The 16,133-nt window shown below is 67.6% G+C and carries 10 protein-coding genes; 6 read left to right on the top strand and 4 right to left on the bottom strand.

Annotated elements, in window-relative coordinates:
- Positions 1-141: 141 nt before the first annotated feature.
- The 5 genes from OG225_RS35695 to OG225_RS35715 all read left to right on the top strand — a co-directional run bounded on the left by OG225_RS35695 (position 142) and on the right by OG225_RS35715 (position 11,329).
- Positions 142-2,982 (top strand): DNA polymerase III subunit gamma and tau, encoded by a 2,841-nt coding sequence (locus OG225_RS35695; protein WP_405179144.1) that lies wholly within the window; start codon positions 142-144, stop codon positions 2,980-2,982.
- A gap of 292 nt (positions 2,983-3,274) precedes the next feature.
- On the top strand, positions 3,275-4,489 hold the full coding sequence (locus OG225_RS35700) for an acetyl-CoA C-acetyltransferase (protein WP_109522772.1): 1,215 nt from the start codon (positions 3,275-3,277) through the stop codon (positions 4,487-4,489).
- Positions 4,490-4,525: 36 nt separating this feature from the next.
- Complete coding sequence (locus OG225_RS35705) at positions 4,526-6,676, top strand: 3-hydroxyacyl-CoA dehydrogenase NAD-binding domain-containing protein (protein WP_405179145.1); 2,151 nt, start codon at positions 4,526-4,528, stop codon at positions 6,674-6,676.
- A 213-nt stretch (positions 6,677-6,889) separates the two neighbouring features.
- Positions 6,890-7,522, top strand: a complete 633-nt coding sequence (locus OG225_RS35710; RefSeq protein ID WP_405179146.1) for a hypothetical protein — start codon at positions 6,890-6,892, stop codon at positions 7,520-7,522.
- Positions 7,523-7,738: 216 nt separating this feature from the next.
- Positions 7,739-11,329, top strand: coding sequence for a protein kinase domain-containing protein (locus OG225_RS35715; RefSeq protein WP_405179147.1), 3,591 nt, complete (start codon positions 7,739-7,741; stop codon positions 11,327-11,329).
- 46 nt (positions 11,330-11,375) lie between these two features.
- On the opposite strand, the gene OG225_RS35720 is transcribed toward OG225_RS35715, so the two are convergent.
- Together OG225_RS35720 and OG225_RS35725 are read right to left on the bottom strand one after the other, a co-directional pair.
- Positions 11,376-12,692, bottom strand: coding sequence for a class I SAM-dependent methyltransferase (locus OG225_RS35720; protein ID WP_405179148.1), 1,317 nt, complete (start codon positions 12,690-12,692; stop codon positions 11,376-11,378).
- A complete protein-coding gene (locus tag OG225_RS35725) occupies positions 12,689-14,131 on the bottom strand; it encodes an FAD-dependent oxidoreductase (RefSeq protein ID WP_405183480.1) in 1,443 nt (480 codons plus the stop codon). The genes OG225_RS35720 and OG225_RS35725 overlap by 4 nt, the downstream gene beginning before the upstream one ends.
- Positions 14,132-14,381: 250 nt before the next feature.
- Here OG225_RS35725 and OG225_RS35730 point away from each other — a divergent pair, with 250 nt between their 5' ends.
- The gene (locus tag OG225_RS35730) at positions 14,382-14,816 is read left to right on the top strand and encodes an SRPBCC family protein (RefSeq protein ID WP_216916101.1); all 435 of its coding nucleotides are present in this window, start codon (positions 14,382-14,384) and stop codon (positions 14,814-14,816) included.
- Positions 14,817-14,874: 58 nt separating this feature from the next.
- On the opposite strand, the gene OG225_RS35735 is transcribed toward OG225_RS35730, so the two are convergent.
- Together OG225_RS35735 and OG225_RS35740 are read right to left on the bottom strand one after the other, a co-directional pair.
- Positions 14,875-15,225, bottom strand: coding sequence for a VOC family protein (locus OG225_RS35735; RefSeq protein ID WP_405179149.1), 351 nt, complete (start codon positions 15,223-15,225; stop codon positions 14,875-14,877).
- Positions 15,226-15,255: 30 nt separating this feature from the next.
- Entirely contained in the window at positions 15,256-16,071 is an 816-nt protein-coding gene (locus OG225_RS35740) for a MerR family transcriptional regulator (protein WP_405179150.1), read from the bottom strand.
- Positions 16,072-16,133 lie beyond the last annotated feature (62 nt).

Raw genomic sequence — 16,133 nt, forward strand, 5'->3', positions numbered from 1 at the left:
ATCGCGAATGCGGTTCGAGTGGGGCGAAGAAGGTGGCGTGAATTGTGTGATCTATATCACTCAACAGTCCTGTTTCGGCCGTGTCGCACCGTGGCCGTCGGCGGAATGTTCTTTGTCGGCCCACGCCGGTAACCTCTGGCCGTGGCTCTGTACCGGAAGTACCGACCGGCAACGTTCGCTGAGGTAGTGGGTCAGGAGCACGTCACCGACCCTTTGAGTACCGCGCTCGACACCGGGCGGATCAGTCATGCCTACCTCTTCTCCGGACCGCGCGGCTGCGGTAAGACCTCCTCCGCGCGCATCCTCGCGCGTTCCCTCAACTGCGTGGAGGGCCCGACGTCGACACCGTGCGGCTTCTGCTCGTCCTGCGTCGCGCTTGGTCCCGGCGGTCCGGGCAATCTCGATGTGATCGAACTCGACGCCGCCAGCCACGGCGGTGTCGACGACACCCGCGAACTGCGTGATCGCGCGTTCTACGCGCCGGCGGAATCCCGGTACCGGGTATTCATCGTCGACGAGGCGCACATGGTCAGCACCGCGGGGTTCAACGCGCTGCTCAAGATCGTCGAGGAGCCGCCCGCGCATCTGATCTTCATCTTCGCCACCACCGAACCGGACAAGGTGCTGCCGACGATTCGTTCGCGCACCCACCACTATCCGTTCCGGCTGCTGCCGCCGACGACGATGCACGGACTGCTCGCGCGCATCTGCGAACAGGAGAACGTACCGGTCGAAGACGCGGTGTACCCGTTGGTGATTCGCGCGGGCGGCGGATCGCCGCGTGACAGTCTCAGCGTGCTCGACCAACTGTTGGCGGGCGCGGGTCCGGAGGGCGTCACCTATACGCGCGCGGTATCGCTGCTCGGCGTCACCGATGTCGCGCTGATCGACGACGCGGTGCGCGCGCTGGCCTCGGAGGACGGCGCCGCCCTGTTCGGCACCGTGGACCGGGTGATGGAGGCCGGGCACGATCCGCGTCGATTCGCGGTCGATCTGCTGGAACGCTTCCGGGATCTGATCCTGATGCGCGCGGTCCCCGACGCCACCGACCGCGGTCTGGTCTCCGGCCCCGGCGACGTACTCGCGCGGATGAACGAACAGGCCGAACGCATCGGCCCCGCCACCCTGACCCGCTACGCCGAACTGCTGCACGAGGGTCTCGGCGAGATGCGCGGCGCCACCGCCCCGCGCCTGCTCCTCGAGATCGTGTGCGCACGCATGCTGCTGCCCTCGGTCGCCGACACCGAATCCGCCACCCTCCAACGCCTGGAGCGCCTCGAGCGTGGTGTCGCGACAAGTGCGATCGCCCCCGCCGCCGCCTCTGCCCCCGCCGCGGATTCCCCGGCCGCGCCGGCCGCGCCCGCCGCGCGCCCGGCACCCGCCGAGCCTGGCCGTCGCCGTGGGGCGGAAGTCCTTGCGGCTGTGCGGGAAGGCAAGACCCGGGGTGGGGCGAGCACCACGGCCGCCGGGGAAGAGGGCCGGAATCGCGACGAGGTGCCGTCGCGGGACGCGGGTACTGCAACCGCCGATACTTCGAGTCGCGAGCCGAGCGACGGCGTGATCGCGCCGAGCGGGTCGCCGAGCGGGTCGCCGAGCGGGAGTGGTTCCGATGTTCCCGTCGCCGTCGAGGGCGACGAGGTAGCGGGTCGGGGGTCGGTAGGGGTGGCGCGGCGGACCGTCGACGATTCTCCCGGGCGTGCCGGGGTGGAAATGTCGCCGGGTGCGGAGGATTCGCGGGGGCGGCGATCCGACGACGGGGCGGACCCCGATCTTGTGGACGCTGGGACCGATGGTCGCGTGGTGGGGGACGCGCGGGGTGGTCCCGATAGTGCCGCCGAGGAGCGTTCGGCCCGAGCGGGCGAAGGTGTGAGCGGCGGCGCGCCGAATTCCCGCCCGGCCGACGAGCGGGTCGCAGGAGCGGCGGACGGCGAGGGCGACGAGCGACGCGGTGCGAACGAACCGGCTGTCGATCGACGTGGTGGTCAGGATGGTTCCGATCTCAGCGGGCAGGAAGGCGCTACCGCCGACTCGTCCGGAGTCCACGGGGCGGCAGCTGTTTCCGAGGCGCGGCAGACGCGGCCGCAAGTGAGCGGGCAGCCGGGGGAGCCCGAGCGGCGCGAGGTAGCCACCGGCGTGGCCTCCGCGCCGGACGCGGCATCGGTTGCCGCTCCGTCGCCGGCGGCGGGGGCCGGGTCCGAAGCGGAGCTGCTGCGGGCGGTCGAGGAGGCGTGGGGCGATATCCGCGCGAAGGTGCGCGAGTTCGGGGCGGCGGTGCACGCGCTGCTGTCGGGTGCGTCGGTGTCGCGGATCGAGGGCGATGTCATCGTCTTCGCGCATCAGCACGCGCCGCTGGCCGAGCGGCTTTCCGGCCCGCAGAATCTAGCGGCGGTGCAGTCCGCGGTGCGCGCGGTGCTCGGTCGCGATCACGCGGTGCGATGGGAAGTGGGGAGTGCGTCGGCGCGTCCGGCGGCGGGGCAGGCCGGTGGCAGGGGGCGCGGCGCCGCGGCGCAGCAGCAGCGGGTTCCGGCGAGCCGGGGCCAAGCGCAACCGAACGGTCGCGGTGTCGACCCGCCGAACGGAGGCGGTGCGGACCCGAACGGCAGGAAGGCCGCCGCGCCCGCCGCGCCGCGCTTCTCGCGGCCGAGTCAGGCCAACAAGGCGCCCGATCCGTCCGGTGGTGGGCCCCGGACCGGGTCGGAGTCGCGCTCGTTCGTGGGCGAGGACGATATCCCGCCGCCGGACTTCCCCGATCTGCCCGACGATCCCGGACCGGGTGATTACCCGCCCCCGGATCCGGGGGCGGCCTACGAAACCTCCGGTGGAGCGGGCTCGGCCGTGTCGCGTCCGCCGACGCCGGAGGAGGAGCAGGAGATGCTCGACGCCGCCGCGGTACCCGTCGCGCCGGAAGACCGGCGTGACCCGGACGAGGTCGCTCTGGAGTTGCTCCGCAGTGAACTCGGTGCCACACGCCTGGATGGTTGACAACCACCGCCTCGAGGACGTTAAGTTAACCGGAGTTCGCACACCACGGTAGTATGGGGCGTGTGGGCGCGAGCTCCGGTCCGGCGAGGTTCGATGTGATGCCCGTGTGCGCGGGCACCTGGAACGTGCGCCGGTCGTTGCGTGCCGTGTTTTGTACAGCGTTAGAACGGTCGGTCCCGGGGCCGGTCGGCGAGGTCAGCCGTGTCCGCGTGCCATGCGCGGCGCGCGGTGCAAAGAGCGCTCGGGCGGGCGAGAGCCCGGCCGCCGCACCCTAAGGAAGGAAACACTCCACATGACCACAGAGGCCTACATTTACGAGGCCATCCGCACCCCGCGCGGACGCGGCAAGAAGAACGGTTCGCTGCACTCGGTCAAGCCGATCGACCTGACCGTTGGTCTGATCCAGGAGCTGCGCGGTCGTTTCCCGAACCTCGACGAGGACCGGATCTCCGATCTCATCCTCGGCGTCGTGATGCCGGTGGGTGACCAGGGCGCCGATATCGCCCGTACCGCGGTGACCGCGGCCGGCCTGCCCGACACCGTCGGCGGCTTCCAGCTGAACCGCTTCTGTGCTTCCGGCCTGGAGGCCGTCAACCTGGCCGCCCAGAAGGTGCGCTCGGGCTTCGACGACCTGGTGCTTGCCGGTGGGGTCGAATCCATGTCGCGCGTGCCGATGGGCTCCGACGGCGGCGCGTGGCTGCTCGACCCGGCCACCAACTACGACACCTACTTCGTGCCGCAGGGTGTTTCCGCCGACCTGATCGCCACCATCGAGGGTTTCACCCGCGATGACGTCGACGCCTACGCGGTGCGCTCGCAGGAACTGGCGGCCGCGGCCACCACCGGCGGCTACTTCGCCAAGTCGATCGTTCCGGTCAAGGACCAGAACGGTCTGATCGTTCTCGACAACGACGAGCACATGCGTCCCGGCACCACCGCCGCGGATCTGGGCAAGCTGACCCCGTCCTTCGCCGGTGTCGGTGAAGTCGGCGGTTTCGACGCCGTCGCGTTGCAGAAGTTCCATTTCGTGGAGAAGATCGACCACGTCCACCACGGCGGCAACAGCTCGGGCATCGTCGACGGCGCCGCGCTGGTGCTCGTCGGCACCGAAGAGGCGGGCAAAGCCTCGGGCCTGACCGCGCGCGCCCGCGTCGTCGCGACCGCCACCAGTGGCGCCGACTCCACCATCATGCTGACCGGCCCCACCCCGGCCGCCAAGAAGGCACTGGCCAAGGCGGGTCTGACCCTCGACGACATCGACCTGGTCGAGATCAACGAGGCGTTCGCCTCCGTGGTGCTGAAGTTCCAGAAGGATCTGAACATCCCGGACGAGAAGCTGAACGTCAACGGCGGCGCCATCGCGATGGGCCACCCGCTGGGCGCCACCGGCGCGATGATCACCGGCACCATGATCGACGAGCTCGAGCGCCGCAACGGCCGCTACGCGCTCATCACGCTGTGCATCGGCGGCGGCATGGGCGTCGCGACCATCATCGAACGCGTCTGATCCCACCGACTTTTCTTCACAAGGAGACACAGAGCTGTGAGCGAATCCAACATGATCGGTTGGGAACAGGATTCGGACGGCATCGTCGTATTGACGATGAACGACCCGAACCAGGGCGCCAACACGATGAACGAGCTGTACAAGGCGTCGATGACGGCGACCGTCGACCGGCTCGAGGCCGAGAAGGACAGCATCACCGGTGTGGTGCTGACCTCGTCGAAGAAGACCTTCTTCGCGGGCGGCGACCTGAAGAACATGATGAACGTCGGCCCCGGCGACGGCCAGGCCCTCATGGACGAGCTGGCCACCATCAAGGGTGCGCTGCGTCGTCTCGAGACCCTCGGCAAGCCGGTCGTCTCCGCGATCAACGGCGCCGCGCTCGGCGGCGGCCTGGAGATCACCCTGGCCACCCACTACCGCATCGCGGCCGACGTGCCGGGTGTGCAGCTGGGCCTGCCCGAGGTGAGCCTGGGCCTGCTGCCCGCTGGCGGCGGCATCATCCGCACCGTGCGCATGCTGGGTCTGCAAACCGCACTGCTGTCGGTGCTGTTGCAGGGCAACAAGTTCCGTCCGGCTCAGGCCAAGGAGATCGGCCTGATCAACGAGGTCGTCGGTTCGATCGAGGAACTGGTGCCCGCCGCCAAGGCGTGGATCAAGGCCAATCCCGAAGCCTTCGTGCAGCCCTGGGACAAGAAGGGCTACAAGATCCCGGGCGGCACCCCCGCTTCCCCCGGTCTCGCGGCGAACCTGCCCGCGTTCCCGGCCAACCTGCGCAAGCAGCTCAAGGGCGCCAACATGCCCGCGCCGCGCGCGATCCTCTCGGCCGCGGTCGAGGGCTCGCAGGTCGATATCGACAACGCGTCGCTGATCGAGTCGCGCTACTTCGTGCACCTGCTGACCGGCTCGGTCGCGAAGAACATGATCCAGGCGTTCTTCTTCGACCTGCAGTCGATCAACAACGGTGGTTCGCGTCCCAAGGACGTGCCCAAGCGTGAGATCAAGAAGGTCGGCGTGCTCGGCGCGGGCATGATGGGCGCCGGTATCGCCTACGTCTCCGCCAGGGCGGGCTTCGAGGTCGTGCTCAAGGACGTCACCATCGAGGCGGCCGAGCGCGGCAAGAACTACTCCGAGAAGATCGAGGCCAAGGCCCTCTCGCGTGGCAAGACCACCGAGGAGAAGTCCAAGGCGCTGCTGGACCGGATCACCCCGTCCGCCGACCCCGCCGATTTCGCGGGCGTCGACTTCGTCATCGAGGCCGTCTTCGAGAACACCGAGCTCAAGCACAAGGTGTTCCAGGAGATCGAGGACATCGTCGATCCCGACGCGCTGCTGGGCTCGAACACCTCGACCCTGCCGATCACCGGTCTGGCGACCGGCGTGAAGCGCGAGAGCGATTTCATCGGCATCCACTTCTTCTCCCCGGTCGACAAGATGCCGCTGGTCGAGATCATCAAGGGCGAGAAGACCTCTCCCGAGGCGCTGGCTCGGGTGTTCGACTACACCCTCGCGATCAAGAAGACCCCGATCGTCGTCAACGACAGCCGCGGCTTCTTCACCTCGCGGGTCATCGGCACCTTCGTCAACGAGGCGATCGCCATGCTGGGTGAGGGCATCGAGCCCGCCACCATCGAGCAGGCCGGTATGCAGGCGGGCTACCCGGCCGCGCCGTTGCAGTTGTCGGACGAGCTGAACCTGACGCTCATGCAGAAGATCGCCAAGGAGACCGAAGAGGCCTTCAAGCAGGGCGACACCACCATGGGCAACAAGCGGCACCCGGCCCAGGACGTCATCGACTACCTGGTCTCCGAGGGTCGTCCGGGTCGCCTGGGCAAGGCCGGTTTCTACGAGTACGACGAGAACGGCAAGCGTCTGGGCCTGTGGCAGGGCCTGCGCGATCACTTCAAGACCACGGCCGATTTCACCGTGCCGTTGCAGGATCTGATCGACCGCATGCTCTTCATCGAGGCGATCGAGACCCAGAAGTGCTTCGACGAGGGCGTGCTCGAGACGGCGGCCGACGCCAACATCGGCTCGATCCTCGGCATCGGCTACCCGGCCTGGACCGGTGGCGTGCACCAGTTCATCGTCGGTTACCCGGGTGGACAGGAAGCCTTCGTGACCCGCGCGGACGAACTCGCCAAGAACTACGGCGAGCGTTTCGAGGTTCCGGCCTCGCTGCGCAAGTAATCCGGTAGTTACGCCGAAGCCCGCCACCGCCTTTCGCGGTGGCGGGCTTTCGTCGTCCGGCGCACTCGCGGTTCGCTGACCAGCGACGAACGCCTTCGTCGCCGGATTTCCCCCGGTCCGGCGACGGTTGCGGGGCGCGGGGCCCGGCCACGATGCGATGATTCCGTGGTGACCCAGTGGTTTCCGCTTCTCAGCTCGCTCATCATTGCCGGCGTGGCGCTCGTGGGCGTCCTCGTCAACAATCGCACCAACCGCGACGCGATAACGGCGGCCGACGAACGCAACAGAGTCACCATCGAAACCGCCCAGCGCAGTACCGAACTCACCAATTCCGCGGCCGAGCGTCGCGAACGCGACAAGTGGCGTCGCGATTCGATTCTGGCCGCGGTCTCCACCGTGCTCGCCGTGTCGGAGGAGGTGCGCGATCAGCTCGAGGGTTGCGCCCACTGGAATGCCCAGGACGCCGACGAGATCGACGTCGTCGGTGACGAGGTCGCCCGGATCATCGAGGGCTGCCACGGGACCGTGAGCCGGTTGCGTGTGCTGTCGAATCGCAAGATCCCCAATCGCTGCGAGGATCTGCTGCGCACGCTGACCGCGGCGCAGGCCATCACCCTGCAACGGCTCAAGACCGAACTCGACGACGATCCGAGCAGCAAGGAAGTGCTCGACGTCCTGACGCTGTGGCACAAGGCGATGGCCAAGACCGTGGAGCAGGAGACCTCGGTCATCTACGCGACCCGCGCCGAACTCGGCATCGAGGTGCTCAAGGACAAGGACGTCCAGGAAGACGCCCACGAGGCGACCCCCGAACCCGCCCGTGAACCGGTGCCCGCCGAGGTGTGAGACCGTCGCCGCGATCCGGTGAGCGCGGGCGTCGACCACCCGCCCGTCCCCGGTGCGACACCACTGAATCGAATCTCCACCCGCCCGGCCCGGGAGCGCGCTACGTTGGAGTATGCGTAGGCATAACGGACAGCGTTGGTTCGCTCCGCGTTGTCTGTTGTCGGCGCACGCAGGATCGCCGGTGACGTCGATTCGATGTGAGTTCGAGGTGGTCACATGAATCCACAGATTCGCTCGGGCCGGGGGAGTCGCGAGGAAACGTCGGCCGATTCGTCGTCATCGCGGGGGGAAGTTCGGCAGCAGGGGGAGAATACCGAGCGTGACGAGCCGATAGGGATCGCCGACGAGCTGGAGGCGATGGGTCTGTCCGGCGCCGTCGAGATCGGTCGCGGCGGCTTCGGCGTGGTCTACCGCTGTCTGCAATCGGCCCTGGAACGCGTGGTCGCCGTCAAGGTGCTGTCCTCGGAGATCGACAGGGAGAGCCGTGAGCGCTTCCTGCGCGAGGAACAGGCCATGGGCAGGCTCTCCGGCCATCCGAATATCGTCGACATCCTCCAGGTCGACGTCACGGCCACCGGGCTGCCCTTCATCGTGATGCCCTACTGCACGCGCGGGTCGCTGGAACAGCTGATCCGCGATCACGGGCCGCTGACCTGGCAGGATGCCCTGCGCGCCGGGGTGAAACTGTCGGGTGCGATCGAGAGCGCCCACCGCGCCGGGATCCTGCATCGGGATGTGAAACCGGCCAACGTCCTGCTCAACAGCTACGGCGAACCGCAACTCACCGATTTCGGCATCGCCCGGATTCCCGGTGGGTTCCGCACGTCGAGCAGTCTCATCACCGGTTCGCCCGCCTTCACCGCGCCCGAGGTGCTGCGCGGCGACGAGCCGACGGTGCGCTCCGATGTCTACGGACTCGGCGCAACGCTGTTCGCCCTGCTCACCGGGCACGCGGCCTTCGAGAGGCAGGCGGGGGAGAAGGTGGTCGCGCAGTTCCTGCGGATCACCACCCAACCCGTGCCGAATCTGCGCGATCAGGACATACCGCCCGATGTCGCCGCCGCGATCGAGAAGGCGATGTCACCCGAGCAGGGTGATCGGCCCCGGTCGGCCTTCGAATTCGGTGAGCTGCTGCGCGCGGTCCAGATCGCGCACGGTCAGGTGCCCGACGAGATGGCACTACCCGATCCGGCGCTCACCGGGCAGGTGGACGGCGCGCTCGGTGCGGGCGAGTCCACCGCGTCGCGGCCCGCCTTGACCGCCCGCCGCAGCTGGCCGCTGACGATGCGTCCCGCGGTATCGCGACACCCCACCGGCTCCGGATACGCGACCACCATGCCGCCCACCGCGGCGACGAAATTCCGGCCGCCGACGCCCGCCAGGGAACCTGTCGCGCGCCCACGGTTGCTCGAGATCCTGCGCGCGGGCGGACGCCGCAAACTGGCCGCCGTGCACGCGCCCGCGGGATTCGGCAAGAGCACGGTGGCCGCGCAGTGGCGCGCGGAACTGGCCGAGCGCGGGGTCGCGGTCGCCTGGATCGGGGTCGACAACGGCGACGACAACGAGATCTGGTTCCTCGCCCACCTCATCGAGGCGATCTTGAGGGTCCGGCCCGAGCTGGGGACCGGTCTGGATCAGGTGCTGGAGGAACGACCCGCCGACGCGGCCGCCTACGTCATCTCGACGCTCATCGACGAGATCCACGCCAGCGGGAAAACCGTGGTCGTCGTGGTCGACGACTGGCATCGGGTGGCCGATCGGGGTGCGCACCGGGCGATGGCGGCGCTGCTCGACAACGGATGCCACCACCTGCGTTTCGTGGTGACGAGCCGGGACCAGGCCGGTTTGCCGACCAGCCGGATGCGAGTTCACGACGAACTGGTGGAGATCGGATCGTCGGACCTGCGTCTGACCGTCGAGGAGACGGCCCGGATCCTCGTCGAGCGCAACGGTTTCGATCTCACCGACGCGCAGGTCCAGCAGATCTACGAGGTCACCGACGGCTGGCCCGCCGCGATTCAGCTGGTCAGCCTGTCGCTGCGCGGTAATCCGGATCCGGCCCCGCTGATCGAGAATCTCTCCGAGGGCAGCCACGGCATTCGCGAATACCTCGCCGAGAATGTGCTCGACACCCTCGAACCCCGCATGCTCGACTTCCTGACCGCGATCTCGGTGACCGAGCGGGTCAACGCGTCGCTGGCTTCGGCGCTGTCGGGTGACAGTGAGGCCGAGATGCTCCTCGTCCAAGCCGAGCAGCGCGAACTGTTCCTCCAGCGCATCGAACACGATCCGGAGTGGTTCCGGATGCAGCCGCTGTTCGCCGAACATCTGCGGGCCCGGCTGGAGCGCACCACGCCGGGCGAGCTGAAATCCTTGCACCGTAAGGCTTCCCGCTGGTATGCCGAACACCAGCTGCTGCGCAAATCGGTCGATCACGCGCTGGCCGCGACAGATCTGAAATTCGCGATGGATCTGATCGAGAACGGCGGTATGGACCTCATCGACGGTTCCCGCCTGGCGACATTGCTCGGCACGGTGTCGAAACTGCCGATGCAGCAGGTGGCCTCGCGCTCCAAACTACTGATGGCGGTGGCGCGAGCCAATGTCAATTTGCAGCAGTCCGGTGCGGCGCGCAACGCGCTGGGGCGGCTGTCGAATATTCTCGCGCGGAGTTCCTCGACCGACGCCGATGTCATCAAGCAGCGGTGCGAGGCGGCGGTACTGGCCGCCTCCGACGACATCTCCCGCGACCACACCGAGGGTGTGCTGGAACGGGTCGCCGACTGTCTGGAACGGCCCGACGAACTACCCGCCTGGACGGTCTCGACCGCGGCGAACCTGATCTCGTTCGTGCGGCTGTGCACCTTCGATTTCGACGGCGCCCGCGAGATCCAGGACTGGGCCGCCGAATACCACGCGCGAGCCAAGAATCCACTCGGCGCGGTCTTCGGTCTGTGCGGGCAGGGCGCCGCGGCCTACGAACAACTCGATATCGAGACCGCGGACAGCTGTTTCCACCTGGCCTGGGACACCGCGCACACCCGATCGGGCCCGCGCTCGCACGCGGTCCGGGTGGCCTCGGCGCTGCTGGGCGAATTGAGTTACCGCCGCGGCGACCTCGACGCCGCCGATCGACGGTTCGACGAGAGCCACCAGTTGGTGACCAGGATCGGCCCGGTCGATTTCCTGATCGCCACCTTCGTGATCGGCGCGCGGGTCAAGGCGGTGCTCGGCGATCTGTACACCGCGTCGGCCCGCCTCGATGAAGGCGCGCGGATCGCGGCGGATAACGAATTGCCGCGCCTGGCCGCCCACGTCCGCGCCGAACGGCTGCGGCTCGGACTCCAGGAAAGCGCCGCCGACGCCGAACAGGCGACGGACAGCGACGGCGTCCATCGCTCCCACCGGCTGACCGGTGCGGCGGCGCTGGCCTCGGAAGCGCAGGAGATCGCCGATATCAGGGCACTGCTCGCCGAAGCGCGCCTCGGCTCCGACGATCGCGCGGTCCGCCGCGCCCGTGCCCTGTACGTCAGGACCCGCGAGCAGGGCCGTCCCCGTGCCGAACTGGACACCGCGTTACTCCTGGCGGAATGTCTCGCCGCGTCGGGCTGGGTGGGCGAGGCCACCGGCCTGCTGTTGCCCGCCGCCGCGACCTGTGCCGAACTCGGCTGGACCAGGCCGCTACTGGACGCGGGTCCGGGGGTGCTCGCCATCCTGCGGGTACTGCGCAGCGATATGCACACCGCGCCCGAGGGAGCCGAGGAAGTGACGCTGCCCGCCCTGTTCCTCGCGGAACTGCTGGATTGAGAAAACCCCGCCCGCCGGAAGGGCGGACGGGGTCACGGGATAGCGATTACGCCTGCCACCAGGGGCGAAGCGGCAGACCCGACGCGCCGTCCGGCCCGAGTTTGACGCCGAGCACCTGGTGCAGCTGAACCACATTGCGCTGGAATCCGAGCCGACAGCCCGCCATGTAGAGCCCCCACACCTTGGCAGTGCCCTCGCCGACGTCGGCGACACAGGCATCCCAGTTGGCGACCAGGTTCTTGCACCACTCGTGCAGCGTGAGCGCGTAGTGCTCGCGCAGATTCTCCTCGTGCACCACCTCGAGACCGATGTTCTGGATCTCGCTGATGATGCGACCCGACCCGATCAGCTCGCCGTCGGGGAACACGTACCGATCGATGAAATCACCGGCCCTGGTGGTGCGTAGGTTGTCCGGGCGGGTGATGCAGTGGTTCAGGAACACGCCACCGTCGCGCAACTTGCTCTTGATGAACTCGAAGTAGAACGGGTAGTTGTGCACGCCGATGTGTTCGGTGAGCCCGATCGAGGAGACGGCGTCGAAACCGCTCTCGGCGATATCGCGGTAATCGGAATGTCTGACCTCGGCCAGATCCGACAGACCTTCCTCGGCGATGCGCTGCTGCGCCCACTCGGCCTGTTCGGCCGACAGCGTCGCGCCGATGACCTTGACGCCGCGCTTGGCCGCGTAGCAGATCATCCCGCCCCAGCCGCAGCCGATATCGAGCAGGCGATCGCCTTTCTTCAACCGGAGCTTCTCGAAGACCAGGCGGTACTTGTTCTCCTGGGCCTGTTCCAGCGTCCAGCTCTCGTCCTCGTAGACCGCGCAGGTGTAGGTCATCGACGGCCCGAGGACGTACTCGTAGAAGGTGTTCGAGACGTCGTAGTGGTGGTGGATGGCCTCGGCGTCGCGGGTCTTGGAGTGGCGTAGGCCCTCGAAGGCGATGCGCCGCCAGCGCGGCAAGGTCTCCTGCGGCGGCGGCGCGATCGGGCGCAGCCGTTCCCAGCCCAGCGAGCGGGCGATGGCGACCAGCGCCAGCGCGGAAGGACGCCGGAACTTCAGGCTGTCCATCGCTTTCAGGATGTCGTACGGATCGCCCGGGTGGACGCCATCGGCCGACATGTCGCCGGCGATGTAGGCGCGCGCCATCCCGAGATCGCCGGGTGCGGTCGCCAGATAGTTGATACCGCGCGGAGTCTTCACATCCAGCACGAATTCCGAATCCTCGGGACCGGTGGCGCTACCGTCGTAGGCGGTCAACCGGATCGGCATGTCGCCGTCCAACAGCGTCTCGAAGATTTCGGCAATGCTGAGCTTGGTTCCGAGATCCGCGAAGACATCGGACCGGTCCTTGAATGTCGTCATTTGCGTTGCACCGCCTTCGAATACAAATCCAGCAAGCGCTGGTCCGGGTCGTAGCGTTTCTTCAATTCTGTGTAGATACTGCCGCCGTACAGCGCCGCGAATTCATCTTTGTCGTAATACGCGTCGGAGTACAGGGACTTATGGCCGTCGAAGTCGGTCACGGTCTTCTCGATCGCTCGATTGGCCGCGCCCTCCTGCGCGCCGGGGGTGGTCGGCACCGCCGACCAGAAACCCACGTTCACGTAGGTTCGATCGGGTTCGAGGGGGTAGAGCGGCCAGGCGCGCTCGGTGGAGCCCGCGGTCGCGGCGTCGTACCGTAACCGCAACGGGCACAACCAGATCGGCTCGATCGGGATCTCGCGCAGGAACCATTCCACGAAGTCGGCGGTGCGCTCCACCGGGACCTCGATGTCCTGCACCACCCGTTCCCTGGGCGGATTGCCCTTGCGGGCCTCCAGCCTGTCGCCGACGTGGTACTTGTGATCGAGGGCGATCAGCTTCCAGTAGAAACTGCTGCGCCGGTAGCGCTTCGGCCAGAACCGCCGGACCGTGGGGTTCTGGGCGCCGAAGGCACGCGAGCACCAGAACCAGTCGGTGTCCCAGCGCCACAGGTAGTCGTGGATGGTCAGCCGGTCACGCTTGGGCATGCGGCTGTCGTGCTGGATCGAACGGTAGAAGATGTCCATCCCGGTGTAATCGCTGACCGGGCCCGGTTCGTCGGTCTGCCTGCCGAGGGTCAGGTAGCTCTCGTCGGCGGTGAACACCACCCCGTCGAGATAGTCGACCTGCTCGCCGTCGTAGGACTTCTCGTCCACGATCTTCGCCAGCGTCGCCTCGAGTTCGCGCAGGTCGTGGAAGCGCACGTGCCGCAGCGCGACATAGGGCTGGACCGTCTCGAGCTCGATCTTCAACCGGACGGTGTAGCCGAGCGTGCCGTAGGAGTTCGGGAAGCCGCGGAACAGGTCGGAGTATTCGCCGTCGGGGGTCGCGGTGATGATCTCGCCCGCCCCGGTCAGCACGTCCATCTCCAGTACCGCCTCGTGCGGTAGCCCGGTACGGAACGAGGTGGACTCGATGCCGAGGCCGGTGACCGCGCCACCCAGGGTGATGGTCTTGAGCTGCGGGACCACCGTCGGCGCGAGCCCGTAGGGCAGCGTCGCGGCGACCAGGTCCTCGTAGGTCGTCATTCCGGCGACATCGGCGGTCTTGGCCACCGGGTCGACGGATATCACCCGGGTCAATCCGGACACATCGAGTCCGGGACCGGTGTTCTTCGCCCTGGCCCGGAACAGGTTGGAAGTCTTCTTCGCCAACCGCACGCTCGCACCGGCGGGAATGGCGCGGTAACTCGCCAACAGGCGATCCACGCCCGCCCGGTGCGCGGCGAACCCGGATTCACGTTCGGCCGACGCGAAACCGGCTTTACCCAACAGACTCACTGCCACCCCTCGACGCTAGTACGCACCATGGCCGACAGCCACCGCGAGGTGACCACCGGAGGAGAAATGTCACGCATATGTTGCAACGGGAATATTGATCGCTGATGACGGTAGCGCAACTGGATTTGTTCGATCGGAATAGCGCCGTATCGCGGTCCGAGCCTACCGGGGCGCGCCGACACTCGCCGGGCGCGCAGCGCCTATGGTGAATCCCGAAGGCCGAGCAACGTACCCGGACAAGGAGTTCATCGTGGGACAGGTCAGCGCCAGCAGTTCGATCGCCGTGGCGGCGGATCCGCAGCGCGCACTCGAGGCCATCGCGGATTACCAGTCGGTGCGTCCGCGCATCCTCTCGCCGCACTACCGGGACTACAAGGTCGTCGAAGGCGGCACCGGCGCGGGCACCGTCGCCGAGTGGACGTTGCAGGCCACCGAGAAGCGCTCGCGCAATGTGCGCGCGGTCGTCTCGGTGTCCGATTCCATGGTGACCGAGCGGGATTCGAACTCCACCATGGTCAACACCTGGACCGTGACGCCGGACGGTGCGGGTTCGCAGGTGACCCTGCGCACTTCGTGGCAGGGCGCGGGCGGTGTGTCCGGCATCTTCGAGGGCATCTTCGCGCCGCTCGGGCTGAAGAAGATCCAGGCCGAGGTGCTGGGGAATCTGAAGAACGAACTCGGCTAGCGAGCGCACGTACGGCGGCGGCCCGGCACCTCATCGTGCCGGGCCGCCGCGCGTGTACTCAGCCCTCGGCGATATCGAACAGATTTCCCTCGGGGTCGGCCAGGGTCGCCCATCGGCCGCCGTATTCCTCGAAGTCGGCGACATGTTTCGCGCCGAGCGTGACCGCGCGCTCGATCTGCTCGCGCCACGCGGTGGCGTGCAGGTCGAGATGCACCACGTTCTTGCCGGGATTCCTGTCGGGCACCTGGATGAACATGAGTATCGGGGACGTGCCCACCGCGCGTCCGACCGTGGCGAAACCGGTACTCGCCTCCGGGTCGACGGGACGCTCGAGCAGTTGCGCCCAGAAGTCCGCCAGCGCCGCGGCGTCGGCACAGTCGAAGGTGATGTTCTCGAGGGTCAGGGACATACCTCTCCTTATCGGGGTTGTTCGGGTCGTTCAGGGGTGGTCGATGGGCCAGCACAGTTCGGTGAGGTATTCGGCCGGGTCGTCGGTCTCGTCGGGCGAGATCAGATAGATCTCGCGCACCGGCTCGGTCGACACGGTGTCGTGTTCGGCGACGTGACTGCCCAGCGCGCCGTAGGTGCGGTCGAAATTCTCGAACGATCCGCGGTGCGCGGTGATCGCGAATCGGCGCGCGGGCATTTCCACCAGCGCGACGCCTACCGGTGTGGCGAACCGGGCACCAGGCGCGACCGGAACGAAGGCGAGTACTTCGCCCGACTCCTCCGCGAAGAAATCCATCGAGTAGGTGGCGCCGCCCGGTCCGGCGGGTACACCGTCCGCCGCGGCGATGGTCTCGTACAGCAGCGCGAACGAGGATTCGCACCAGTCGCCGATGGCATCGCGACCGACCACGTCGCGGATCGCGAGCGCGGGAAAGGCGGCGACGGTGCGGTATTCCACCGCGAGCGGCGCGGCCGGGGTGAGCAGTGCGCGCAGCGACGCCACCGCGTCGCGGGTGCGCTGCAATTGCTCCTCCATCCGCTCGAGATGCGCGCGTAGCGCGGCGTCGCGGGTGTCGGTATCCGGCGCCTCCAATACCGCCCTGATCTCGGGAATGGGCATATCGAGGCCGCGTAACCTGCGGATCAGATGGGCGCGGGTCACCTGATCGGTCGAATAGCGGCGGTAGCCGGAATGCGCGTCGATATCGACCGGCGCGAGCAGGCCGACATCGTGATAGTGGCGCAGCGTCTTCACGCTGAGATAGGTCAGTCTGGAGAATTCCCCGATCGACACCGTCGCTGTCATGTCTACAGAGCACACCCTCCCGTGACGGGAGGGTCAAGATCGCGCGGTCATGCCAGCGCGAA

The sequence above is a fragment of the Nocardia sp. NBC_01377 genome (genome assembly GCF_045040005.1).
In the GTDB taxonomy this organism is placed as follows: Bacteria; Actinomycetota; Actinomycetes; order Mycobacteriales; family Mycobacteriaceae; genus Nocardia; species Nocardia noduli.

What these genes read in the sequence shown, in the direction of transcription:
- OG225_RS35735 (WP_405179149.1), bottom strand. Translation starts at nt 15,225, where the DNA reads ATGTCCCTGACCCTCGAGAACATCACCTTCGACTGTGCCGACGCCGCG.
- OG225_RS35715 (WP_405179147.1), top strand. Translation starts at nt 7,739, where the DNA reads ATGAATCCACAGATTCGCTCGGGCCGGGGGAGTCGCGAGGAAACGTCG.
- OG225_RS35700 (WP_109522772.1), top strand. Translation starts at nt 3,275, where the DNA reads ATGACCACAGAGGCCTACATTTACGAGGCCATCCGCACCCCGCGCGGA.
- OG225_RS35720 (WP_405179148.1), bottom strand. Translation starts at nt 12,692, where the DNA reads ATGACGACATTCAAGGACCGGTCCGATGTCTTCGCGGATCTCGGAACC.
- OG225_RS35740 (WP_405179150.1), bottom strand. Translation starts at nt 16,071, where the DNA reads ATGACAGCGACGGTGTCGATCGGGGAATTCTCCAGACTGACCTATCTC.